Annotated in this window: 22 protein-coding genes and 1 pseudogene; 10 read left to right on the top strand and 13 right to left on the bottom strand. The window is 70.7% G+C overall.

Annotation, left to right across the window (positions count from 1 at the left end; all coding sequences use genetic code 11):
- The first annotated feature begins 107 nt into the window (after positions 1-107).
- A complete protein-coding gene (locus tag ACFYX0_RS35755; protein WP_388976890.1) occupies positions 108-2,027 on the top strand; it encodes an MFS transporter in 1,920 nt (639 codons plus the stop codon).
- A gap of 37 nt (positions 2,028-2,064) precedes the next feature.
- Here ACFYX0_RS35755 and ACFYX0_RS35750 read toward each other — a convergent pair whose 3' ends face one another.
- The 3 genes from ACFYX0_RS35750 to ACFYX0_RS35740 form a co-directional block, all read right to left on the bottom strand.
- Positions 2,065-2,937 carry a MerR family transcriptional regulator gene (locus tag ACFYX0_RS35750; protein ID WP_388976887.1) on the bottom strand — a complete coding sequence of 291 codons (873 nt, stop codon included), beginning with the start codon at positions 2,935-2,937 and terminating at the stop codon, positions 2,065-2,067.
- A 118-nt stretch (positions 2,938-3,055) separates the two neighbouring features.
- Complete coding sequence (locus ACFYX0_RS35745; protein WP_311695444.1) at positions 3,056-3,565, bottom strand: glutathione peroxidase; 510 nt, start codon at positions 3,563-3,565, stop codon at positions 3,056-3,058.
- Positions 3,566-3,600: 35 nt separating this feature from the next.
- Complete coding sequence (locus tag ACFYX0_RS35740; RefSeq protein ID WP_388976884.1) at positions 3,601-4,566, bottom strand: ArsR/SmtB family transcription factor; 966 nt, start codon at positions 4,564-4,566, stop codon at positions 3,601-3,603.
- Positions 4,567-4,686: 120 nt separating this feature from the next.
- Here ACFYX0_RS35740 and ACFYX0_RS35735 point away from each other — a divergent pair, with 120 nt between their 5' ends.
- Positions 4,687-5,925, top strand: coding sequence for an MFS transporter (locus ACFYX0_RS35735; protein WP_388976881.1), 1,239 nt, complete (start codon positions 4,687-4,689; stop codon positions 5,923-5,925).
- Between the two features lie 81 nt (positions 5,926-6,006).
- Here ACFYX0_RS35735 and ACFYX0_RS35730 read toward each other — a convergent pair whose 3' ends face one another.
- The 4 genes from ACFYX0_RS35730 to ACFYX0_RS35715 form a co-directional block, all read right to left on the bottom strand.
- Positions 6,007-7,002: a slipin family protein gene (locus tag ACFYX0_RS35730; protein ID WP_388976878.1), complete on the bottom strand. Its 996-nt coding sequence runs from the start codon at positions 7,000-7,002 to the stop codon at positions 6,007-6,009.
- 117 nt (positions 7,003-7,119) lie between these two features.
- Positions 7,120-7,797, bottom strand: coding sequence for a nucleotidyl transferase AbiEii/AbiGii toxin family protein (locus ACFYX0_RS35725; RefSeq protein ID WP_355907271.1), 678 nt, complete (start codon positions 7,795-7,797; stop codon positions 7,120-7,122).
- 1,911 nt (positions 7,798-9,708) lie between these two features.
- Entirely contained in the window at positions 9,709-10,800 is a 1,092-nt protein-coding gene (locus tag ACFYX0_RS35720; RefSeq protein WP_388976875.1) for a hypothetical protein, read from the bottom strand.
- Positions 10,801-10,835: 35 nt separating this feature from the next.
- Complete coding sequence (locus tag ACFYX0_RS35715; RefSeq protein ID WP_388976873.1) at positions 10,836-11,321, bottom strand: nitroreductase/quinone reductase family protein; 486 nt, start codon at positions 11,319-11,321, stop codon at positions 10,836-10,838.
- A 254-nt stretch (positions 11,322-11,575) separates the two neighbouring features.
- Here ACFYX0_RS35715 and ACFYX0_RS35710 point away from each other — a divergent pair, with 254 nt between their 5' ends.
- The gene (locus ACFYX0_RS35710) at positions 11,576-12,847 is read left to right on the top strand and encodes a serine hydrolase domain-containing protein (RefSeq protein ID WP_388976871.1); all 1,272 of its coding nucleotides are present in this window, start codon (positions 11,576-11,578) and stop codon (positions 12,845-12,847) included.
- On the opposite strand, the gene ACFYX0_RS35705 is transcribed toward ACFYX0_RS35710, so the two are convergent.
- Positions 12,825-13,508: a class I SAM-dependent methyltransferase gene (locus ACFYX0_RS35705; RefSeq protein ID WP_388976870.1), complete on the bottom strand. Its 684-nt coding sequence runs from the start codon at positions 13,506-13,508 to the stop codon at positions 12,825-12,827. The two genes, ACFYX0_RS35710 and ACFYX0_RS35705, sit on opposite strands and share 23 nt — an antisense overlap.
- A 100-nt stretch (positions 13,509-13,608) precedes the next feature.
- Positions 13,609-14,049, bottom strand: a complete 441-nt coding sequence (locus ACFYX0_RS35700) for a hypothetical protein (protein ID WP_388976867.1) — start codon at positions 14,047-14,049, stop codon at positions 13,609-13,611.
- Positions 14,050-14,895: 846 nt separating this feature from the next.
- Between ACFYX0_RS35700 and ACFYX0_RS35695 the strand changes: the two genes are divergently transcribed.
- Complete coding sequence (locus ACFYX0_RS35695) at positions 14,896-15,195, top strand: hypothetical protein (protein ID WP_388976865.1); 300 nt, start codon at positions 14,896-14,898, stop codon at positions 15,193-15,195.
- Between the two features lie 208 nt (positions 15,196-15,403).
- Here ACFYX0_RS35695 and ACFYX0_RS35690 read toward each other — a convergent pair whose 3' ends face one another.
- The gene (locus tag ACFYX0_RS35690; protein WP_388976862.1) at positions 15,404-16,936 is read right to left on the bottom strand and encodes a hypothetical protein; all 1,533 of its coding nucleotides are present in this window, start codon (positions 16,934-16,936) and stop codon (positions 15,404-15,406) included.
- Between the two features lie 98 nt (positions 16,937-17,034).
- Between ACFYX0_RS35690 and ACFYX0_RS35685 the strand changes: the two genes are divergently transcribed.
- The 4 genes from ACFYX0_RS35685 to ACFYX0_RS35670 all read left to right on the top strand — a co-directional run bounded on the left by ACFYX0_RS35685 (position 17,035) and on the right by ACFYX0_RS35670 (position 18,793).
- A complete protein-coding gene (locus ACFYX0_RS35685) occupies positions 17,035-17,424 on the top strand; it encodes a hypothetical protein (RefSeq protein WP_388976860.1) in 390 nt (129 codons plus the stop codon).
- Complete coding sequence (locus ACFYX0_RS35680) at positions 17,421-17,747, top strand: pyridoxamine 5'-phosphate oxidase family protein (protein WP_388976857.1); 327 nt, start codon at positions 17,421-17,423, stop codon at positions 17,745-17,747. The genes ACFYX0_RS35685 and ACFYX0_RS35680 overlap by 4 nt, the downstream gene beginning before the upstream one ends.
- Positions 17,748-17,837: 90 nt before the next feature.
- Complete coding sequence (locus ACFYX0_RS35675) at positions 17,838-18,044, top strand: hypothetical protein (protein WP_388976854.1); 207 nt, start codon at positions 17,838-17,840, stop codon at positions 18,042-18,044.
- A 326-nt stretch (positions 18,045-18,370) separates the two neighbouring features.
- A complete protein-coding gene (locus ACFYX0_RS35670; RefSeq protein ID WP_388976851.1) occupies positions 18,371-18,793 on the top strand; it encodes a hypothetical protein in 423 nt (140 codons plus the stop codon).
- Between the two features lie 216 nt (positions 18,794-19,009).
- Here the strand turns inward: ACFYX0_RS35670 and ACFYX0_RS35665 are convergent, their stop codons facing one another.
- A complete protein-coding gene (locus tag ACFYX0_RS35665; RefSeq protein ID WP_388976849.1) occupies positions 19,010-19,354 on the bottom strand; it encodes a hypothetical protein in 345 nt (114 codons plus the stop codon).
- Positions 19,355-19,649: 295 nt separating this feature from the next.
- Between ACFYX0_RS35665 and ACFYX0_RS35660 the strand changes: the two genes are divergently transcribed.
- Positions 19,650-19,883 carry a hypothetical protein gene (locus ACFYX0_RS35660; RefSeq protein WP_388976847.1) on the top strand — a complete coding sequence of 78 codons (234 nt, stop codon included), beginning with the start codon at positions 19,650-19,652 and terminating at the stop codon, positions 19,881-19,883.
- Between the two features lie 340 nt (positions 19,884-20,223).
- Here the strand turns inward: ACFYX0_RS35660 and ACFYX0_RS35655 are convergent, their stop codons facing one another.
- Positions 20,224-21,042 carry an alpha/beta fold hydrolase gene (locus ACFYX0_RS35655; RefSeq protein WP_388976844.1) on the bottom strand — a complete coding sequence of 273 codons (819 nt, stop codon included), beginning with the start codon at positions 21,040-21,042 and terminating at the stop codon, positions 20,224-20,226.
- 770 nt (positions 21,043-21,812) lie between these two features.
- Between ACFYX0_RS35655 and ACFYX0_RS35650 the strand changes: the two genes are divergently transcribed.
- Positions 21,813-22,253, top strand: a complete 441-nt coding sequence (locus ACFYX0_RS35650) for a VOC family protein (protein ID WP_355923081.1) — start codon at positions 21,813-21,815, stop codon at positions 22,251-22,253.
- Between the two features lie 38 nt (positions 22,254-22,291).
- Here ACFYX0_RS35650 and ACFYX0_RS35645 read toward each other — a convergent pair.
- Positions 22,292-22,450, bottom strand: a pseudogene (locus ACFYX0_RS35645) (ISAs1 family transposase); the annotation flags it as partial.
- Positions 22,451-22,695: the final 245 nt, after the last annotated feature.

Genomic DNA, 22,695 nt, shown 5'->3' with positions numbered 1-22,695 from the left:
AACCTCCACGGAACGGTGGCGGAACTCTTCGGGATGTCCGGGCGCGGGGCGGGAACTGAACCGGATACGGGGCGAGAACAGAAACGGGACACGGGGAGTGCCTTCAGGTGGCCACAGTGGAGCGGACACACGCCGACGACGCCGATCCGAGCCGTCGGCCGGACCGGCCCTCGGGCCCGCGAATACCACCGGCCGAGCCCGCCGCTGACACGACCGTGCACCCGGACACACCCCCACCCCCCGAGGACGGCCCCGGCGCCGGTCCTGGGAACACCGCTTCCCGGCCGCGCACCCTGCTCACCCGGCTGCGGTCCTCGCGCGGCGCGGACCTGGCCCGCGGACACCCCGTGCTCGCGGTCACGGCCCTCGCCGGGCTGCTGCACCTCGTGTGGTTCTTCACCTTCGCGAACAGCGGCGGCGACCTCGCCGCGCAGGACGCCTGGGCGGAGTTCGTGGGGCGGCACCCCGACTCGGCGTACAACCTCGCCTGGTACGGCGGCATGCACCCGGTGTCGTACAGCGTGGTGTCGCCCTATCTGATGTCGGTGCTCGGCGTCCGTACGACGATGATGATCGCGGGCACGGTCTCGGCGGGGCTGCTCACGCTGATCCTCATCCGCAGCCGTGCGGTCCGCGAGCCGTGGTGGCCCGCCATGGCCGGGGTGTTCGCGCTGCTGTGCAACGCCATCTCGGGCCGGGTGACCTTCGGTCTCGGCACGATGTTCGCCCTGGGTGCGACGGCGTGCGTCTTCTGCTGGCCGCACCGCTGGCGCTACAAACGCTGGGCGAAGGCCCTGTGCGCAGCCCCGCTGGCCGCCCTGGCCACGATGGCGTCCCCGGTGGCGGGCCTGTTCGTCGGCCTGGTCGCGGCGGCGCTGTTCCTGCAGAAGCGCCGCCCGGGCGCCTGGGCCCTCGGCCTCGCCCCGACCGTGGTGGTGGCACTGTCGGCCTGGCTGTTCCCGTTCTCCGGGACACAGCCGATGACGTGGGCCTCGATGCTCCTGCCGTTCGCCTGCGCGGTCCTGGTCTTCGCGCTCGTCCCGAAGGACTGGCACACCGTACGGATCACGGCGGCGGTGTACGGGCTGTCCGTGGTACTCGTGTGGGTGATCAGCTCCCAGATCGGCTCGAACATCACCCGGCTGGCGATGCTGTTCGCGGGCGTGGCGCTGGTCGCGGCGCTGCCGTTCACGGTGCCGCGCAGCCGCAAGTGGTACGTCATCGTCGTCGCCTTCGTCGGCTTCACCGCCTGGATCGGCGTCAAGACGGTCGACGACATCATCCACACCACCCCGGCGGCGTCCTGGGCGCACGAGCTGGCCCCGCTGGTGAACCAGCTCCAGGTGGTCGGTGCGGAGAAGGGCCGCGTCGAGGTGGTCCCGGCGCGCTCGCACCGGGAGGCGTCGGCGCTGGCGCCGTACGTGAACCTGGCCCGCGGCTGGAACCGGCAGGCCGACATGGAGCGCAACCCGCTCTTCTACGACGACACGCTGAACTCGGCGAACTACCACGCCTGGCTCCAGCGCTGGGCGGTGCACTACGTGGTCCTGCCGAAGGACGAGCCCGACGGGAACGGCGGCGAACGCGAACGGCAGCTCGTCCAGCGGGGCATGCCGTATCTGCGGCAGATCTGGGGCGACGCCAACTGGCAGCTGTTCGCGGTGACCGATCCCGTCCCGCTGGCGGACCCCCCGGCGCTGGTCGACCGTGCGGAGCAGGGCGAGCTGACGATCGAGGTGAAGAACGCGGGCCGGGTGCTCATCCGGATCCCGTACTCGCCGTGGCTGGGCCTGGTCGACACGGAGGGCAAGGGGGTCAAGCCCCCGCAGGAGACGGAGGAGTCCAAGCACCGCCCGGACGGCATGCCGAAGACGTACGACAACGTCAACGGCTGTCTGATGGAGACGGCCGGGGACGCCTCGGGCGACAAGTGGACGGAACTCGTGGCCCCGCGCGCGGGCACCTACCGCCTGGCGGCGCCGTACCAGCTGCCGCGGGGAACGCCGTGCCCGGAGGAGCTGCGCTGACGACGGGCCGGGGCGCGACCCCGGCCCGCCCTCGGTTCTACGCCTCCGCGGGGTCCCGCACCGGGAACGCCACGTCGCACACCGGGTCCTCGGGCCCCGCCGCGTCCCAGTCCGCGAAGTACACCTCCCGGCAGGGGCCCGCGTACTCAAGCCCCTGTGCCGCGACCCACGCCTCCACGGCCTCGAACGCCGCCAGGATCTGCGGATGGGCGACCTGCGCCTTGGTGGTACGGGTGTACGCGAGCCGTCGCGCGGGCTCCACCCGCACCCCCGTCTGCCAGGCCCGCCCCTGTTCCCCGGCCCAGGCCCGGGCCGCGTGCTCGTCGGCCACCGGCACACACGCCTCCGCGGGCCCGTCGCTCTCCGGTGACACCTCCGCGTGGTAGACCACGAACGGTGCCCCGGGCGTCCCGCCGCACTCCCGCGCCGCCGTCTCCAGCCGCCCCAGTGAGGCTCCGATCCAGGCCGGCAGCTCCTCCGCCAGCACATGCCGCTTCTCGGTGATCAGCACCTGCTCCGGCACGTCCACCGTCTCCACCACGAACTTCCCGTACATCTCGGAACTCCTCCCTGACAGCCGTCCACGGAGGTACTCGGCGAGGGTCCGCTGCGCGGCGATCCGCTCCTCGACGCCCGCCCAGTAGCCGGCGAGCAGCGCGGACGCCCGGACGCCGTCCGACTCGCCCGCCGCCACCACCTCGGCGATCCGGGTGAGCGGCATGTCGAGCCGGCGCAGCAGGGCCACCGTGCGGGCGCGCTCGACCTGGTCGGCGCGGTAGTAGCGGTAGCCGGTCGTCTCAGCGACGTACGCGGGCGCGAGCAGGCCCAGCCGGTCGTACAGCCGCAGTGCTTTCGGCGACAGCCGCGAGCGCGCGGCGAACGCGCCGATGGCGAGCAGATCGTCGGTCACTCTGTCACCCCGTCACCCCGTCGCCCTCCGTCACCGGGCGCTGTTCGCCCGGTGACGAGGACGTTCGTGTCTGCCCCGGGGGCAAGGTCAAGCGCGGACGGCGGCCTTGCGCGGTGGCTCAGGCGAGAGCCTTCTCCACGGCCGTCAGGACCTCTGCCGACTCCGGCTCGGTCTGCGGGGAGAACCGGGCGGCGATCCGGCCGTCCTTGCCGATCAGGAACTTCTCGAAGTTCCAGCGGATGTCCCCGGTGTGTCCCTCGCCGTCCGCGAAGCCCACCAGCCGGTCGTACAGCGTGTGCCGCCCCTCGCCGTTCACCTCGATCTTCTCGGTCATCGGGAAGGTCACGCCGTACGTCGCCGAGCAGAACTCCGCGATCTCGTCGGCGCTGCCGGGCTCCTGCCCGAGGAACTGGTTGCAGGGCACGCCGAGCACGGTGAAGCCCAGCGGCGCGAACCGCTCCTGCAGCCGCTCCAGGCCCGCGTACTGCGGGGTCAGTCCGCACTTGGAGGCCACGTTCACCACGAGCACGGCCTTGCCCGCGTACTGGGACAGCTGCGCGGAGCCGCCCTGCAGCGCGTCGATCTCCACGTCGAGGACGGATCCGGCGGTGTTGTCAGTAGTCGTCATGCTGCGGATGCTAACTCCGTCCCATGACATCCCCGTCAGCGGCGCTGCGTTGTGACCAGCACCTCGCCCGCGGCCGTCCGCGAGTACAGCACCGACCGCCCCGCGGGCCGCCGCTCCACGAGCCGCGCGTCCAGCAGCACCTTGAGATGCCGCCCGACCGAGCCGAGCCCCTGCCCGGTCACGGCGACCAGCTGGCTGGTGCTCATGGGCGAGTCGAGGAGCACGAGGACCCGGGCCCGGGCCGGGCCGAGCAGCGCGGCGAGGCTCGTCGGCACCGCCGGGGGAGGTCCCCCGGCCAGCACGCCCGCGCACGGGTAGACGACGGCGTACCGGTCGGGGTCCTCCCAGGAGACCCAGCCGGTCTGCGGGGTGACGGGGACGAACACCAGCTGCGCGCCGGAGATCTCCCGGGGCGGGTAGGCCTGGAGGTTGATCTGGAGCCGGTTCCCGCCGAGCCAGCGGGTCCGGCCCGGCCGCAGGGTGTCCACCGCGGCCGCCCAGCCGTCCCGGCCGAGCCGTGCCGTCCGGGCCACCACATCCGCCTCCAGGACGTGGCGCCGCCGGTCCCAGGACGGCAGCACGGTCTGCGTCCATACGTAGGTCAGCAGCTCGGCGGCGCGTTCGGGCAGGTCGTCACGGTCCAGCAGGGCGGGGAGCGGGCCGCGCAGGGAGACGGCGAGGTGGGCGCGAGCGTCGGACGGTGGCACGGCGCGGACCCGGGCGACACCCTCCTCGAAGGTCTCGCCGTCCCTCGGGGCCGGGGTGAGGAAGTCGGCGAGCCACTCCCTGCCGAGACCGCTGTGGACGAGCAGCGCGGTGACGGGATCGGCGGCCAGCCGCCGCCGGTAGCCGGGCAGATGGGTCTCCAGCCAGGTGCGTTCGCCGGGGTGGGTGGGCGTGCCCGCGTGCAGCACCTTGAGGCTCGCGAAGGCCTCCGCGAGCGGCGAGAGCACGAACCGGCTGCGGGCGAGGGTGTCGGCGTTGACGTACCAGAGACCCATGACGCGTATGCCCTCCCCCTCGTGCGGGCCCCCGGTGACGTTCCGTGCGGACCTGCGGTGACCTTTCGCGCGTACGCGAAAGACTAACGACGGCCCGCGGCATCCGCTCAGACTCCGGCCATGCGCAGCTACTCCGACCTCTTCCGCACCCGGGAGTTCACCCCGCTCTTTCTGACCTCCGCTCTCCAGACGGCCGCCGCCACGCTCGGCGGCCTGGCGCTCGGCACCCTCGTGTACCGGGCCACCGACTCGCCCCTGCTCTCCGCGGTGAGCATGTTCGGGCCGCAGCTGGCGCAGGTCGTGGGCGCCACGACGCTGCTGTCGGCGGCGGACCGGCTGCCGCCGCGCGCCACGATGACGGGCATCGCCTGTGTGTTCGCTGTGGGTACGGCGGCGATGGCGGCGCCCGGCCTGCCGCTGGGCGCGGTCTTCGCGCTGATCCTGCTGCTGGGGCTGGTGCAGTCCGTCGGCGGCGGGGTCCGCTGGGGGCTGCTCAACGACATCCTGTCCAAGGACGGCTATCTGCTGGGCCGTTCGACCTTCAACATGATGAGCGGCATCATGCAGATCGGCGGCTACGCGACGGGCGGCGTCCTGGTGACGGTCCTGTCCTCGCGTACGGCCCTGCTGATCGCGTCCGCGCTGTACCTGGCGGCGGCCGCGGCCGCCGGGCTCGGTCTCACCCGCCGCACCCCGCGTGCGGCCGGCCGTCCGTCGATCGCGCAGACCCGGCGCATCAACGCGCTGCTGTGGTCGTCCCGACCGCGCCGGACGACCTATCTCCTGCTGTGGGTCCCGAACGGCCTGGTCGTCGGCTGTGAGTCTCTCTACGTCTCCTACGCGCCCGACCGTGCGGGCGCGCTGTTCGCGTGCGCTGCGCTCGGCATGTTCGTCGGGGACGTCACCACGGGCCGTCTTCTGCCCCCGAGTCTGCGCCGCCGCCTGGGCATCCCGTTCCTGGTGCTTCTGGCGACGCCGTACCTGTTCTTCGCGCTGCGCCCCGCCGCGCCCGTGGCGGCGGTCTGCGCGGCGCTCGCCTCGGTGGGCTTCGCCGCGAGTCTCGTCCAGCAGGAGCGTCTGATGAGTCTGACCCCGCAGGAGCTGAGCGGTCACGCCCTCGGCCTGCACTCGGCGGGCATGCTCACGATGCAGGGCGTGAGTGCGGCCCTGGCGGGGTCACTGGCCCAACTCACCTCGCCCGGACTGGCGATGACGTCGATGGCTGCGGCGTCGCTGCTGGCGACCTCGGCCCTGACGTTGGGAGGAGGAGCGGCGGATACGGCCGGGGCGGCCCGGACGGCCGCCGGATCGGTTGCGCGGCCTGTCCGGGAGCCCGGCCGGGCCGCCCGGCAGGACTGAGACGCTCCTCGTGGCCACGGGCCGGGCAGGTCCGGGACCACGAGGAGTTCGGCCGGGTCGAGGCCGAGGTCCGGCCCGGTTTCAGGCGCCGGTGCCGTGCGTCTCGTTCGTCGGGGCGGGGACGGCCGTCGACAGGCGCGGATCGACGGGCTGAGGGCTCTTGCTCCCGGCCGAATGCCCATGACCCGCCGACTGACCGTCACCGGTCAGCAGGCCGTCGCCGGCCGGCGGTACGTCGAGGGCCGGCTGTCCGCCCGTGGCCGGCTGTGCGTCCACGGTCTCCTTGGTCCCGCCCGTTGAACCGCCCTCGCTGCCGAACTGACGAGCCGCCCGGTCGAAGTACCGCAGCAGTTCCACCGGGAAGGGCATCACCAGGGTCGAGTTCTTCTCGGCCGCGACCTCCACGACCGTCTGGAGCAGTCGCAGCTGCATGGCCTCCGGAGTGTCGGACATGATCCGGGAGGCGTTGGCGAGTTGCTGGGCCGCCTGGAACTCGCCGTCCGCGGTGATGACACGGGCGCGCCGCTCGCGCTCCGCCTCGGCCTGCCGGGACATGGACCGCTTCAGGGACTCCGGCAGCTGTACGTCCTTGATCTCGACGCGGTCGATGTGGATGCCCCACCCGGCGGCCGGACTGTCGATCATCAGGGCGAGCCCCTCGTGCAGCCGCTCACGGTCGGAGAGCAGATCGTCCAGGTCGCTCTTGCCGATGATGGACCGCAGCGAGGACTGGGCGACCTGGCCGACCGCGAAGACGTAGTCCTGGACCTCGATCGCGGCCCGCAGCGGGTCGGTCACCCGGAAGTAGACGACGGCGTCGACCTTGACGGAGACGTTGTCCTTGGTGATGCCCTCCTGTGTCGGGACCGGCATGGTCACGATCTGCACGTTCACTTTTCGCATCCGGTCGGCGAACGGGATCAGGAACGTGATGCCCGGCTGCCGGTGGTGCGGCAGCGCCTTCCCCCAGCGGAACACGACTCCACGCTCGACCTGGTTGACCACCCGCATCCCACTGCGGAGCACGAGTAGAGCCAGCACGGCCACCAGGACGACGGCGACGACGGTGCCATCCATGGCACTTCACTTCCCTCACAGGGTGTTGATAAGTGACACCCAAGGTGACACCACGGGCCGGATCACCGGATGCGGCCGTCGCGTCAGGAGTTCGTCAAGAATCCGAGCGGACGTAGGTCACTCCTCGGGAGGTTCCTCCTCCGCGAGCCGCTCCGCGATGTCGTCCGCCCATTCCTGTGCCCATCGCCGGAGTTCGGCGAGTGCGTCCGCGCCGACCCCGTAGGCCGCGAACTCCCTGTCGTCGACCCACTCCACACCCGTCAGCCGGGCCTGCAGATCCGTCAGATCGAAGACGTCGCGGGCGTGGCGGCGACCGAGTTCCTCCAACTCCGCTCGGCTCCAGCGGTCCGCGGCGGCGTGCACGTCGACGAGGTCCCGGGCGAAGCCGCGGTCGGCCAGGGCGCGCACCTTGGTCCCCACGGCGTCCTCCAGGGAGACGGTCAGACCCAGCTCGGTGGGAACCGGCGGACGCCACAGCACTTCCTTCAGGACGTTCAGTTCCGTCGGCTCCGTCTCCTCGCCCCCGGCGGGGTCGCCGACGACCAGCCGGGCCGAGAGCGGGTCCGCCTCCAGGGACCGGACGAGCCGGCCCCGTTCCGTCAGGCCCGCGCGGACGGCGGCGGCGATGTCCGCCATCCGTTCCGGGCTCTCCGTGGCGACGTCCACGCCCCGGCTGGTCCGGTCCACCAAGCCGTGCGCCAGCAGCGCGTAGCCACCGGTGATGGCCAGCGGGTACGGGGCGCCCACGGCGAGGACGTCGGCGAGCAGGCGCCGGTGCGGTTCGGGCAGGTTCATGGGGCGGGGCGGGGGGAGGTTCATGGGGTGGCCCGCGGGGCCATGGACGGTTCGGTTCCGGTGATGCGCGATGCGGACGGCGGTCGTGGGCACCCGTCCCGGTACGGTGTGACGACGGCGAGCGGGGGCGGTGCGGGCATGCCCCGGATTATTGTCCAAGGGTCCTTCTCCGGGGCGGTTGGGCGTTGTCGTGGCGTGGCGCTTTTTGACATGTCCGGTCCGTACGCGGTTCGTCCACGACCAGAGTTCACCCTATAGTTGCGCAAGCCAGCAAGCGTCTCGCTATGCTTCCGACGATTCGCCACGGCACCCCGATGCCTCCGGCGATCGATTCCCGGCACGGGAAGGCCCAACGGACCGTCCTTATAAGGGAAGGGTGCCGTACGGCATCACCACTCCTGCGGATCGGGCGGTCGTCACGGACGCGGGCGGGCCACTCCCTGCCGAGCTACGGCGACGCACGGCGGCCGCGTCCACGGCCGTTCCCGCGCCGGACGCGGGCAGAGGGGAAGGACGGAACGTGCGGAACGCGGAGACGGCGGATGCCGTGTCCAGGGACAGGACGGGGATCGGCCGGATCGGTCCCTATCCGCTGCGGTGGCACCACGCGCTGCTCACCCTGTGGACGATGGTGTGGTTCTTCATCGCCGAACGCCATGGAGCCGTGTCCTGGCACTATCTGAAGACCGGTGAGGAGCTGCTGTTCAGTCAGGTCCCCGGCGGCGGCCTCGCCCTCTACGCCAACCATCCCGAACTCCAGATAGGACCGGTCAGCTTCCTGGTCGCCGGACTGTTCGCGCCGCTCCCCGCGCCGGTGGGCGAGAACCTGGCCGAGGCGTTCATGTCGGGGCTGGGCCTGTACATGCTGGTCCTCGTCGGCCGTGCCGCCGCCGAGCACAACCTGGGCACCGGGCTGAACCACCGGCGCCTCCAGCAGCGGGTGCTGGTGGCCGGAGCCGCCTTCATCCCCATGTGGGTGGAGGTCTCGGTACGGTTCGCGCATCTCGACGACGTACTGGCGCTGTTCTTCACCACCTTCGCGGTACGCGCGCTGATGCGCGGCAACGCCTTCGCCGTCGGTCTCTTCCTGGCGCTGGCCGTGGACTCCAAACCGTGGGCGGTGGGCTTTCTGCCGCTGCTCCTGGTGCTGCCCCGGCCCGCGCGGCTGCGCTCCGCCGCCTGGGTCGTCGGCCTGGTGGCCGCCGCCTGGCTGCCGTTCTACCTCACCCATATGGAGACCCTGGCCGCCGCCCGCTTCACCATCCCCAACCAGTCGGCGTCGTCGCTGCGCTGGTTCGGCGTGACCGACCCGGCCACCCCCTGGTGGGACCGGCCCGCGCAGATGGCCCTCGGTATCGGCCTGGGCGCGCTGGCGGTGCTCCGGCACCGCTGGGCGGCGGTGGTCCTGCTCGCCGCCGACGCGCGCATCGTGCTGGACCCGAGCGTGTACACGTACTACAACGCCTCGGTCCTGCTCGGCACGCTGATCTGGGACTCGATCGGACAGCGGCGGCTGGTGCCCTGGGTGAGCTGGATCGCGTTGATCTCGCTGTACGGCAGTGCGCTGCTGGTTCCCTCCGACTCCGCCCGGGGGCTGATCCGGCTGGCGTTCGCGGTCGGCTCCGCCGCCTACGTCCTGTGGTGGCCGCAGCGCACACCCCGTAGCAGGCGCCGCGGTCAGGAGGTCGAGGGCCCGCCGCCGCTCCCGGGGCCGATGGCCGGTGAGCACCCCTCGTCGGCGCCTTTCGAGCCGCCGCCGGCCGGGGGGTACCGGTCTGCCGTCGTCGATCACGGGCCCGCCGATCGTGGGTCCGCCGCGGGCCATGAGCCTGCCGCACGCCATGGGGCCGTCGCGGATCCAGGGCGTGGGTCCGCCGCCGAGTCCGGCACGAGCCGTCGCGGGCGGTGTGATCAGGGCGTCGGTCCCTCTCCGTCGAGGAGGAAGCGCCCGCCCGCCTTCACGGCGAGCTCCGGGCCGAAGAGCGAGCCGGGTGTGTGGGCGCCCGGCCGGCCCTCGCCCCGGGCGAGACGGCTCGCGACCTCGGCCGCCACGGCCGCGGTGAACTCCCCGGACCGGCCCGCGCGCAGCCATCCCACCCGGCTACTGCCGTCGGTGTCCTGAACCCGGGCCCGCGCCCAGGAGAACTCCCCGCCCCGCTCGCCCGGCGTGATCCGGACACCGGCGAGCCACCGCTCGGCGGCGCGACCGAGCAGCGGGTGCGCCAGCAGCACCGCCGCCACCGGCAGGGCAGGCCGCGCCGCCCGCCCGGCCGGCACCATGCTCGACGCGGCGACCACGAAAGGCGCGCCGCTCGCCCGCCGGGCCGCCACCAGCTCACCGCTCGGACCGCCGACGGTGTGCACCGTCGTCCCGTCGGGCAGGGCGAGGCGCTCGACGTCGGCCCCGAGCCGGGCACGCACCAGCCGGCCGCGCTCATAGCGGCGTCCGCCGAGCGCGAGGCTGCCGACGATGCTCGCCGCCAGGGCCGGACCGACCGGCTCGGCCCCGGCCCCGGCCCCGGCCCTCGGCACCGCGTCGACCCTCACACGCGTCGCCGGGGGCCGGTCCGCACACAGCCTCAGCACGACACTCTCGGTCGCGAGCACGCCGAACCCGGCGCCGGTCACCAGACACCGCCCGGTCACGACCGCCTCGTCACCCAGTCCCAGCAGCCCGGTGACGGCGGTCAGCTCATTGGCGAGATCGACGTAGTGCGTGCCGGGTCGACCCGCGCGGGCGATCGGCGTCGCGGTCTCGGTGAAGGGGCCGATCGTATTGACCACCACCGCCGGCGCCTTTCGGTCGATCTGCGTCACGACGGCATCGACCGAACCGGCCACCACGATCCGCACGTCATCGCCGAGCGACCCGGCCAGCGTGCGCAGGCGCCCGGGATCGCGCCCCACCAGGACCGGCGGCACCCGGTCGGCCGCCAGTCGCGCGGCGATCGCCCGACCGGTCCGGCCGGTGGCCCCGAGAACCCAGATCCGGTGCGCGTCCACCTCGCGCTCCCCGTCCGGCCTTCGGCGCGCCGGACTCAGTCGCTCCGGCGGCCGAAGGCCCCCTCGGCCGCCGCGGGCTCACCGACGGACGCCGCCTTCGAGGTGACGGGCTCCAGTTTCACGATGGGGAACCTGCGGCCCGTCTTCGTCTCGTACTCCGTGCTGTCGGGCCAGTACGCCGACCAGATCCCGTAGAGACGCTCCCACTCGGGTGACCCGGGCGTCACGACGGTCGGCGTGGCCCTCAGGATCCGGCTGCCCACCTCCACGGTCACCTCGGACATGACGGCGACGTTGCCCACCCACGCCGGATCCTTCTCCGCGCCCCGCGCGGAGCCGCAGACCAGCAGATCGTCCCCGTCGGCCGCGTACACCAGGGGGTTGATACGTGCCTGGCCGGTACGGCGGCCGACCGTGTGCAGAAGCAGCAGATGCTTGCCCTCGAAGTGGCCCCCCACGACTCCGCCCTGCGCCCTGAACTGACTGATGACCCTCTTGTTGACCTCGTTCACGTCGTCCATGTCCGCCTCGCTCCGCCGAAGACCTGACCGGTCCTTAGCTAACCAGCGCGCCACACGACTGAGCCGAGCCGCGCCGCAGCCATGCGGAGGACATGGGGAGCCGGTGTGCCCGGGCCGGTCTCGGGGAAAACCCCGACGCACGCCTCAGGGGATCTTGAGGGATCGTCCCCGATGACTGCGCATCGCGGTGCGGGCAGAGTCGAAGTCGCCCCGGAGAAACGGGACGTGACACCACATCGCTAGGGAGACCGACTGTGCCCACCACTCCGCGCGGAGCCCGCTGGACCACCGTGGCTGCGACCACCGCACTGCTTGCCGCCTTCGCGGCGGGCACGGCCGTCCCGGCGTCCGCCGCCGTCCCGACGACGACCGCCCCCACGCCGACCGTAGCGCCCACGTCTGCCGCCGTGCCCACGCCCCTTCCTCCGCTGAGTCCGGCCGCCCTGCAAAAGGCCATCGCCGGGCTGCCCAACGCGAATGTCACCGGCGCACTGGTCCGGGTGACCGGCAGCGCGGGCCACTGGTCGGGCACCTCCGGCACGGCCGACCTGGCAACCGGACGGCCGGTCCCGGCGGATGCCCGCTTCCGGATCGGCAGCATCTCCAAGGTCTTCACCGCCGCCGTCGTCCTGCAACTCGCCGCCGAGCACCGACTCGATCTGAACGGCACCGTCCAGCAGTACCTGCCCGGGCTGCTGCCCGCCGACTACGCGCCGGTCACGGTGGGAGAGCTGCTCAACCACACCAGCGGGCTGCCCGGCGGTGGCGGAGCCGAGTTCTGGGGCGACGGCACCAACCAGTGGTTCGTCGACCACCGCCTCGACAGCTGGAAGCCCCGCCAGGTGGTGGAGGGCCTGGTCGCGGGCCAGCCGATGGACTTCGCGCCCGGTAGCGCGCAGGAGTACAACGGCCTCAACACCTTCGTCGCGGGGCTGATCGTCGAGCAGGTCAGCGGCCGTTCCTTCGCCCAGGAGGTGCGCGACCGCATCATCCGTCCGCTCGGGCTGCATGCCACCTCCGTTCCCGCGGTGGACGACCCCCGGCTGCCCGGTCCGCACTCCCGCGGCTATCTGACGGTCACCGATGCGAGCGGCACCACACGGCCGGCCGACGTGTCCGAGCAGGCCGCCTGGCCCTGGGCCGAGGGCGGGATGATCTCCAGTGCCGCCGATCTGGACCGCTTCTTCACCGCACTGTTCCGTGGCCGGCTGCTGCCGCCCGCCCAGCAGCGGCTGCTGTTCACCGTTCCGGACGTGCCCAACCACCACAACAAGAACTGCGAACTGGGCCCCACCGCCGGGCACGCCTGCTTCAGCATGGGGCTGATGCGCTACGTCTCCGAGGACGGCACCGAGATCTGGGGCAAGACCGGCTCGCGCCCCGGCTACACCAGCGGTGTGTTCGCCACCCGTGATCTCGCCCGCCGCGTGGTGTACTCCATCAACCCCACGGGCCTGGAGGGCGCCGAGGCCCCGTACGTCTTCGGCGTCGTCGCAGCCACCTTCACGCCCGGCACCCAGGGGTGAATCGGAGGGGATCGGTTCGGGCCACCGCCGAGCAGGGGCGGAAGCGGGCCAGGTAGGCGAGCGTGGAGCCACGGCGGGCGGCCAGATGCAGGCCGGAGGCGTCGGCGAGGCGGTGCAGGGTGCCGAACGGGATCCAATGGCGGTCGAAGAACTCCCCGACCACCAGCCGCCCGCCGGGCTCCAGCACCCGGACCGCCTCGGTCAGCACCCGCTGCGGCTCCGGTATCTCGCCCAGCGCCGTCACCAGATACATGGCGTCGAACGTGCCGTCCGGAAAGGGGAGTTCCCGCGCGTCGGACACGGTCGGTGTGATGTTGGTGAGTCCCTTCCGTTCCGCTCGGCGCATCACGTGGTCGAGCATCTCCGGCTGGATGTCCAGGACGTCCAGCCGTCCGCCGGGACCGAGCTGCGGGGCGATGTGCAGCGACTGCAGGCCGGTGCCGGGGCCGATCTCCAATATCCGCTCGCCCGGCCCGGGCCGCAGCACGGCATCCAGGCCGGCCGGCGTCAGGCCCGGCAACTGGAGGTCGAGCAGCCTGCGTTGGGCGTACGGATAAGGGGCTTTGTCGCCGAACCACCAGGCACCGGCGGCGACGGCACCGACGGCACCGGCGGCGAGTGCCCAGCGCAGGCCGGGCCTGGTCGGGAGGGCGTGGGTCATGGGCATTCTCCGATGGCATCGAATCGAGACGACGGGCGCGGAAGGGAAAGGGGAGGCAGGGGAAGGGAGGGGGAGCGGGGGCGGGGGCGGAGGCAGCCGGTCAGGCCGTAGGGCGGGCGCGGCCCCTCGCCGCGAGCGCGACGCACACCACCGCCAGCGGCAGCTCCGAGCCGAGGGCCATCACCACCGCCGACATCTGGTCCCCGCCCGGTGCCGCCGTCAGCGTGTCGAACCAGGCGTCGACCACCAGCAGCGTCGCGGTGGCCGTGGCCGTGAGGGCATGCGCGTGATGGCCCCGCACGGCCAGCAGTCCCGTGGTGATCAGGCCCAGCGCCTCCAGGCTGTCCAGGCCTATCCATACGGTGCGCCAGTTCGCGGCGGTGGCGGTGCCGGGCAGGCCGTGGGCCAGTACGACCAGCCAGGGCAGCAGGGCCAGTCCGCAGACGACCAGCAGATGTTCCGATCGATACCGGGGGCGCATCCGCCACCTGGTCGGACCGCGCTCCGCACCCGTCTCCGCAATGACACTCAGCGCACTCATCGGTTGGGTCTCCTCGTGTTCCCGGCTCTCCTTCACGACCTCCAGCCTCCGCCGTCGGGCGGTCACAGTCAGTAACGCTGGTATCCGTTCGGGGGTGGTACCAGCTACACCCCGAAGCGGGCCCTTGCTCCATGGACCGCCCCTGACCGGGGCACCTACCGTTTTCGCATGAGCCCAACCACCCGCCTGCGGCGTGTGATTCAGCGACCGTTCCACGAAGCCGGACGACCGGTCGCGTTCCTCGCCACGGGTGTCCTGATCCAGCTCGGCGTCCTGTTCGTCATCGCCCTGCCGTGGCTTCTCTTCGTGCCGGTCTCGGTGGGAGCCGTCCTTCTCGCGGTCTTCGTTCCGTTCACCGCGGTCGTGCTCGGCGGGGCGCGGCAGGAGCGGTACAGCAGGCGAGGAAGACGTACGGCGTGTGCGACGCGACCACTGTCGGGAACCGCTCCGTCACACTGCGCCGGGATCGGTCATGGACGACGCCGCGTGTGCCGTCGGGCGGTCCGGGGCGGGTCGTCCAGCTCGCCGGACGCCGCTTCCTCGGGCCGGGGAGCACTCCTCGGCGGCGACACGAAATGCAGTCGTCCTGAACTTCCCCGCCCCGGCGACCGGACAGGTCGACCTCGAGCGAATTCATCCTGACGGACAGGGGAGTGGCCTCATTTTCGCGCACGCGCACGCGCGCGCGTGACGCCGACACGCCTGGTTCCGGTTCCTGACTCAACGTAGACCATCACAAAAGGTGTCTTTGATTGGAATAGCGACTCCAACGGACATTCCGGCTGTAAACATTGATGCGTCCGACCAGGCAGGCGCATCAGGCACCTGCCATGAAAGGAGCACGGAATGCGGGCTTTCCGTTCTGCCGCTGCGCTGGGCGTCGCGGCCGCCGTCCTGCTGGGCGGCGCCACAGGTGCCAGCGCTGCGACGTCTGCGCCCTCGGCGGTCTCTCACGCCACGCACGACCGTGGTGACCACGACGGCTACGGGCGCGGTAACCACGGCGGCCTCTGGGGCAACCACCGCTGGGGCAACCACCGCTGGGGCAACCACCGCTGGCACAACCACGGCTGGGGCAACGGCTGGGGCAACCGCGACTGGGGCTACCGCCACCACGGGGGCCAGGGCTACTACGGCCACCGCTGACCGCCCTCGGGGTGCCCTTCCGCTGTCGGGGAAGGGCACCCCTTCCGCCCTCGGCGGCATCAACTACTGAGGCGCACGGCACCCGAAACGGCCAAGGGCCGGCTCAGGAGGAAAACTCTCCCGGGCCGGCCCTCCTCCTTGTTCCCCCGGCAGGATTCGAACTGCGACTCCCGCTTCAGGAGTTCGAGCTCGTCCTGCTCGGTCGACCTCAGCTCACGGCATACGCGTTGTACACCGTGGTGGTCGAGCTGTCGCCGTGGGTGTCGGTGACCGTCGAGCGCAGACCGACGCGGCCGGAGGCCGGATTACGGACAGCCATGGTCCACTTACCGCCGGACAGCTTCGCGGTGGCGGCGTGCCAGGTGGCGCCGTTGTCGGTGGTGTACCAGGCCCGCACGGACTTCACACTGTCCGACAGCCGGCGCACCGAGTTGTCGTCCGTGCCGTTGCGCTGCATACCCAGGGCGACGGTCGTGGTCGACCTGGGGGCCGCCTGGTTCCTGGCGTTCAGCTCGTCGGGCCAGAACCGGGTGATGTAGTCCCGGATCTGCTCGTTGTTGCCGGGGTTCGCGTAGAAGTGCAGGGAGAGGCTGGAGGACGTCGACAGCGAACCGGACGGCAGTCCGCTGCGGTGGCCGGTCTGAGTGAGCGTGTACCAGCCCGCCTCGGGGATCCGCGGATGCGCGTCCATCTGGTCCGAGGGACTGTAGTTGTGCGAGTAGAGCGTCTTGCCCGCGTGGGTCAGCTTCACGTTGCCGCCGGCCAGCGTCCCGCCGTTCGGAAGGGTCGGGTCGGCGAACGGGTTGAGGGACCCGAAGTACAGCTGGTGGTACCAGGTGTTGGGCAGCCGCCCGCCGGGCCCCCAGACCGCGTGATCAAGGGTCAGTGAAGTGGTCCTGCCCGCCGCGTAGTTGTGGTCCCCGGCGTAGATGAAGTCGTTGCTCTGCTGGCTCACGTTCCACTGGCCGGGCGGAAGGTGGACGGCGAAGTGGTCGGGCAGCTCACGCTGGAACTGGAGCGAGTTCGTGGACATCGGGCAGCCGTCGCCGCCCGTCGACTGGTAGCTGAACGAGAACTGCGCCAGTCCGCTGTCGGGGCCCGAACGGGCGGACACCTTGACGGAGGTCAGCCCGGACTTCTTGAGCTTCGCGGACAACCCGGACGGCACGCCGCCCGGGTGCGTGGCGGTCGCCTGCCAGAAGTCCCCGCCGGTCGCCGCCCGGGGCTGGTACGTGGTGCCGTAGGACAGCTCGTACGCCTTGCTGCTCGACGGGATGACATACAGATCGCCTGCCTCCGCCGAAATCCCCATCTGGGCGGGGCCGTTGTCGGCGGCGCAGACATACGCGCTGACCATGTGGTCGTATCCGCTGCCCGGGCTCGGGCTGAGCGAGACATTGACCGGGCGGCCCTTCCGGGCGTCGAACGTGGTCTTCGTGGACCCGGACACCGTCACACTGTGGCCGCCGACGGTGGCGCCGTCGCCCCGGGCGTCGACGAACGACGTGGCGAGTTCGTAGCTGCCGTTGGGCAGCGACACCGCCTTGTTGCTGTCGATGTAGCGGAAGTCGTTGGTTCTGGTGTTGTAGACCGCCACCTGGGTGGGAACCGGCTTGCCGCTCCGGTCCAACGTCGTGACGGTGAGGGACCCCTTGGCCGTGGCCGACGCCGTCGAGGCGCCGGTCAGAAGAAGCGGCACGAGCACGGTGACGGCACTCGCGACTGCGGTGGTTCGCCGCATCAAACCCCCCAATAGGTGCGCGACAAAAGCGAGCCACCATAGCGCACGGGGGACACGTCGCCTTCACCGGCCTCTCACAAACGATCTCCCGGGCCGCCGTGCCGGACGGTGCCGGCCTGCGGACCAAGTGCCGGACCGATGCGCCGGCCGGCGGCAGGGCCGCGGGCTTCGTGCCCGGCGCGCTGGGGCCGCGGCCGTTGCGCGGTCAACTCGACGATCTGCGGCACACGTTGATCCTCGTCGGGCAGCCGGACGGGGAGGTGTGGGAGCTGAGGCGGTGGTGCACGGAACGGCTCGGCGTGGTACTCGATGTCCGTACCGTGGCTCGCCGCGGCCGGCCGGCGCTGGCGCTCGCCCGGCCGGACGGCCACGTGGACGGGATCAGCAAGGACGCCCCCGAGATGCGGGCACGACTGACCGACCTGTTCCGGCCCCTGCTCGGGGCCCGGCAGGAGGAACAAGAGAAGGCGAAGGCACACACGGCATGAGTCTTGTTCCGGACAGCCACCGGGATCTGCTGGAGCGGCCGCTCTTCGGCCACCTGGCCACGATCCGCCGGGCCGGGGGACCCCAGGTGAACCCGATGTGGTTCTCCTGGGACGGCGAGTACATCCGCTTCACCAACACGACGATCCGCTACAAGTACAAGAGCGGCGTCGGACTGCCGTACGCGCTGACGGTGACCCTGTTCGGCGGCACGGCGCCATACCTGAACGAATACCTCGCCACACACGGCCACGCCGACTGGTACCGCCGGTACGTGGCGGCCCTCTGCCTGCTCGGCACCGTGTCGTTCGTCCGGTACCGGTAGACGAAGGACGTGGACCTGACGGCCGTAGGACAGCCCTGACGACGGCGCCGCCCCCCGGCCTCACCGCACCCCCTCCGTGATCATGGACGCATGGAATCGTGGACGATCAGGCACTTCTCTCAGGCCAACCCGGCAGGAGCCGGACGGAACGACGTCCCTGCGCTTCTCCGCAGGGTCGCGGACTCCATCGAGAGCCTTGGCCCGGTCGAGGTTCAGGACCTCGTCCTGCACACGGAAACCACCGGGGACGGCCCTTGGCCGAGCCTCACGGTCTACTACCACGACGCCGAGAGCTGACCGGCTCCGCATGAAGCGCCCACGCGCGTGGCTCGCGGTAAGGGCCGTCCAGGAACCTGATGAAGGATGAGAAGGACGAGTGAGAGTACCGAGGGCCACCGACCTCGCCGCGGTGTGGACCCCGAACCCGGGCCACCCCTACACCTGGGCCGAGTTCTCCCGCTCACCGCAGGGCGCCCGCAGTCGGGAACGCCGACGCGGTGGCCTTGATCACTGGCCGGCAGGCTCCCAGGGCCGCGCGAGGGAAGTGCATGCTTGTCCGACTGATCGCTGGTGACGGCAGTGGTCGTGCCCTGGACAGCCAGTGCCGGTACAGGAAGTGGGACGTGGTGAGAGTTCGAGCGGCGAGGCTCCTGTGTGCCGGGGCAGTCGCCCTGCTGGCCGGCGCCTGCGGCGGTGCCCACAAGCCGCTGACGCACGTGACGGCAGCGGACGTCCTGGGTCACTGGACAAGTGACTGCGGATCGACTCTCACGGTAGAGGCGGACCGCACCTTCACCGTCCGCGACCTCCCGGTGGACTTCGCGCTGCGCTCCGGAGCCGTGAAGCGCCTGGCAGCCGGACACGGGACCTGGTACCTCTACGCAGGGGCCGAGGGGGCCACCCCGCAGACTTTCGACCTGAAGATCGGCGAGGAGTTCTACGACCTGCACTACGTCCGCCGGGGGGACTCGATCGCCCTCCGCACCGTACTCGGCGACCCCAACGACAACCGGTGGTGCGAGTTCTCTCGCCGCTCCCGCGGCTGACCGGTCGGGCGCGGGCATCCGGCACTTGGCGTGTGCCGCCGGCAGACAGAACCGTCGGTGCGGCCACCTGCCGGCCGCCAGGCACCGCAACCGCCCACGTCAGACCGACGCGATGCCCGCACCGCCGAAGTGCCGGGCGAAGAACGGCACCACGCTGTCGGCCTCGGCGTCGAGCACCCCTCGACGGTCTCAGGACGGCCCAGGCCCATGGTCCCGTCAGCCGCGCGATATCAGCTCGATCTTGATGGGAGCCGCAGATTCGAGGTCGACGGTGTCGCCTTCGTTCTCTGTGTGAGGGGCGTTAGCATCATCGGCCGGCAACACGATCAACATGGTGTGGGGCCGCGGAAGCCGTCCCACGTCTGCGGGTGGGTCGAAGCGACCGATGTCGATGATCCGTACGAGGGTCTCGGGGATGCCCACCGGGCAGGAGTCGCCGGCCTCCAGGTGTCGTGCATGCGGGTCGACCTGAAAGAGCCCGCCCCACTCACCGTTGGGCACGGCGCGCGGAATCGCCCTGTGGCCGTTCCACCGGACCTCGGAGTCCGGATCAATCTGCACCCATGGCCACTCGACCGAGATCTCGAACGGGGGTCACATGGGCGACTCGTGCACGTGCTGACGGGCAGCTGACCAACAAGACGTCGCCAACCGTGAACTGCTGTGGGCCGGTGCTCTCACCCATGGCGTGTTCCGCGCCTCCCCGTAACGGCAGCACGGTACCGCGCGGTGGGCGTAGCGACTTCGGCCGTGAGTTTCTACGACGCAGCCAAGCGCCGGTGCCCGGGTTCTCATCGGACACGCAGGGGGCACGTGGCCATTGATGAGTTGGATCAGATGCCCGTACAACTGACGAGTGACAGAACATCTTGCACCCCGCCCGGCCGCCAAGGCGGGTCGGTGGACCAAGCAGTCAGCGGGCGCGACGTTCGCCGCTGTCGCAGCATTCGCGATCACTCGCGATGTCGCGTTTGAGCCCTTCAAGCAGGTGCTGCCCGACTGGGCGTACACGGCTACGGTGCTGGTGGGACTCATCGCGGCTGCCGGCGCCTACCGCCTTGCCCTGTTGTGGCTCAGGCGACTGCCGTAGCCGGGCTCACGCGATCCTGGATTGCTGCTTTCACGAGACCACGCGGTCGGTGTAGCGGCTTTGGCCGGGAGCTGCTTCGGCGCGAGTGATCAGGAGGAAGGACCAGTTTGGGGGGATCAAGCCGCTGAACGGGCCCTTCACCGTGTGTCCCCGGCAGGATTCGAACCCGGGGCACCCGCTTCAGGAGTTCGATCCCGGTTCTGCGTACCCTGCCGGAACTCGTGCTCGCGGCCGTGTACCCGATCCCCGGACGGTCGGCCTCGTCTACGGGCGTGCAACTGCGTTGATGTCACCAGGTGATGTGAGCACTCCGCGATCTGCTGTTCCCTCGGGATGGCGATCAGTTCACCGCCCACCAGTCATTGACGATCCTGGCGTACTCCTCCGGGGCCTGTTCCCAGACGTAGTGGCCGATGCCGACGATGTCGAGCCTGCTGTTGGGCAGGTGCCGGTGCAGGTACTCGGCGTTCTCAACCGGCACCACGTGGTCGTCGCGGCCGCCGATGACCTGCACAGGCATTTCGATGCCGGGCAGTAGATCGCGCAGGACCGGTAGGTCCTCGCGGTAGGCGCGGAGGTATGCCATCTGGTCGACGATCCGCTGGCCCACGTAGGCCCCGATGTAGTCCTCACGCACGATCTCCGGCATGTCGTAGCCCTTGATCTTGCTGATGGCGATCGTGACGATGTCCTTGGGCTGGAGTGCCCGGTACGGTGCGAGGTCCTCCGCATGCACCCACTCATCCAACGGGCCTGACAGCCGCAGCGGGGCCGACGCGCCTCCGCTGCCCACGACGGCGCTGCGAAAGCGGTCCGGGTGCTGGGCCGCGGCGAACAGCACCGCGCTGGTGCCGATGTCCGGGCCCACGATGTGCGGCTTCGCCAGTCCCAACTCGTCGGCGATCCGCACGATGAAGTCGCTCATCGCCCTCGGCGACAGCAGGTCCTCCCGCATGTTCGAGTGCCCGAACCCCGGCAGGTCCACGGCGATCAGGCGGGTGTTCTCGGCCAATCGCGACCAGGTCGCGTGGTAGGCGTAGAGGCTTTCCGGAAACGGGCTCAGCAGCAGTGCTTCTCGGTCGCGGGGTCCGTCCTCGCTCTCGGCACAGCGAATGGACAGTCCGTCGACCCTCCGGAACCGGGGCTTGATCTCACTCATGTACTCGCCCTCTCTGAGAGGCGTCTTCTCGTATACCAAGGGCGGTCTTCCTGACGTGGTCCGAAGACGCCACCCAGAAGCGCGCGGCACAGGTTCGAAGCGGGCGCTCGAGTCAACAATACGCGCACATGCTCCTATACTACCGACGTGGAGTCCTGTAGGGAGGCCTCCAGATGGCAAAAGGCGCGTCCACGCAGGTAGGAGGCGTGATGGCAAGCGGGTGGGGCGCCGTCGGGACGGTCACGTCCGCAGATGCCGGGATGGGGGCGGCGCCGCTCGGAGTGCTTCCGGCGACGCGGGAGGGAGCGCCGCCGGCGAGGCCGCGATCGGACCCGTGTCCATGGTGCTGTTCTCATGACTGCGCGATGAGCGGGCTCGGCCAGAGAGGAGGGCCACGAGGGACCCGGCGGATTCTGCTGGTGGGATTGGCCGGGTCCGTGATCGACACCGCGGGCGTTGGCGCGATCTTCAGCCGGTGGCCTGCCTGGGCTGGGCTGCACCTCGGCTTGGCCGCTCCTGCCGGGTATCCGGCTGAGCATGCTTGCTCTGATCCGTACCTCGCACAGCGCAGCAACCACGGTGTCGGCCTTCGTGGGAGGCATTCGCATCGTGCCGGCGTTGGGTTGGTACATCCGGACGAATCTCACCTGAGGCGTGATCCAGATCTTTCTGAGTTCGGCGGTCTGCGGATGTCGAGAATGTGTCAGCGGCTCTGTCCCAGGGACATCAGCGGTCACCACCGGCCGCACGAGGAAGAGGGAGAAAACAGCATGGCGATTCAGCGGATGGACAACGTCGGCATCGTCGTCGAGGACATGGATGCCGCCATCGCGTTCTTCGTGGAACTCGGTATGGAGCTGGAGGGCAGGGCGGAGGTCGAGGGCCTCTTCGCCGACCAGTGCACCGGACTCGAAGGCGTCCGCTGTGACATCGCGATGATCCGGACCCCGGACGGTCACGGCCGGCTCGAGCTGGCGAAGTACCGCAGCCCCGCGGTGATCAGCGCCGGGCCGCGCAACCGGCCGCACAACATTCTGGGCACGCACCGCGTCATGTTCGCCGTCGACGACATCGAGGACACCGTTGCCCGCCTGCGCCCGCACGGCGCCGAACTCGTCGGCGAGATCGCCCGGTTCGAGGACAGCTATCTGCTCTGCTACCTCCGCGGCCCCGAGGGCATCATCGTCGGACTGGCCGAGCAACTGCGCTGAGAAGGAGAAACCGAACCAGGCGCCCCTGGATGTCCGGTTCATGGTGATCTTGTGATGCCGTAGAGGGTGAGGACTTGGTGTTGGTCGGTGTGGGCGCGTCGGGCGTAGGCGATGTTGACGCGCCCGGCCAGCTTGAGAGCACCGCGTATCAGGTCGCGGACGGTGGCCAGGACGGCGGGGGTGTTATGGGCGCTGACAACACGCGTGCCGTGGCCGCGCGTTCATGGCCCCGCCCGTGAATACCACCGCCCGTGGTTGAGGCCAGCGACGGCCTCACACCTGGGCAGCCCGTCATCCACAAGCGGGGGTAATCCCTCCGAGTGGGGCGTGGTAAAGCTAGCCCTGGTTATTCAGCGGAATTGGGCGACCTGACGCCCCGATAGCAGAAAGGTGCCGTTGACCTGCAAGGATGTGAGTGTCGAAGTCATATCCGCTGCAGAAG

Source organism: Streptomyces sp. NPDC002573, from assembly GCF_042889625.1.
Taxonomy (GTDB): domain Bacteria; phylum Actinomycetota; class Actinomycetes; order Streptomycetales; family Streptomycetaceae; genus Streptomyces; species Streptomyces gibsoniae.
Note: the sequence above shows the minus strand (reverse complement) of the source record. Positions and strands in the feature narration are given on the sequence as shown.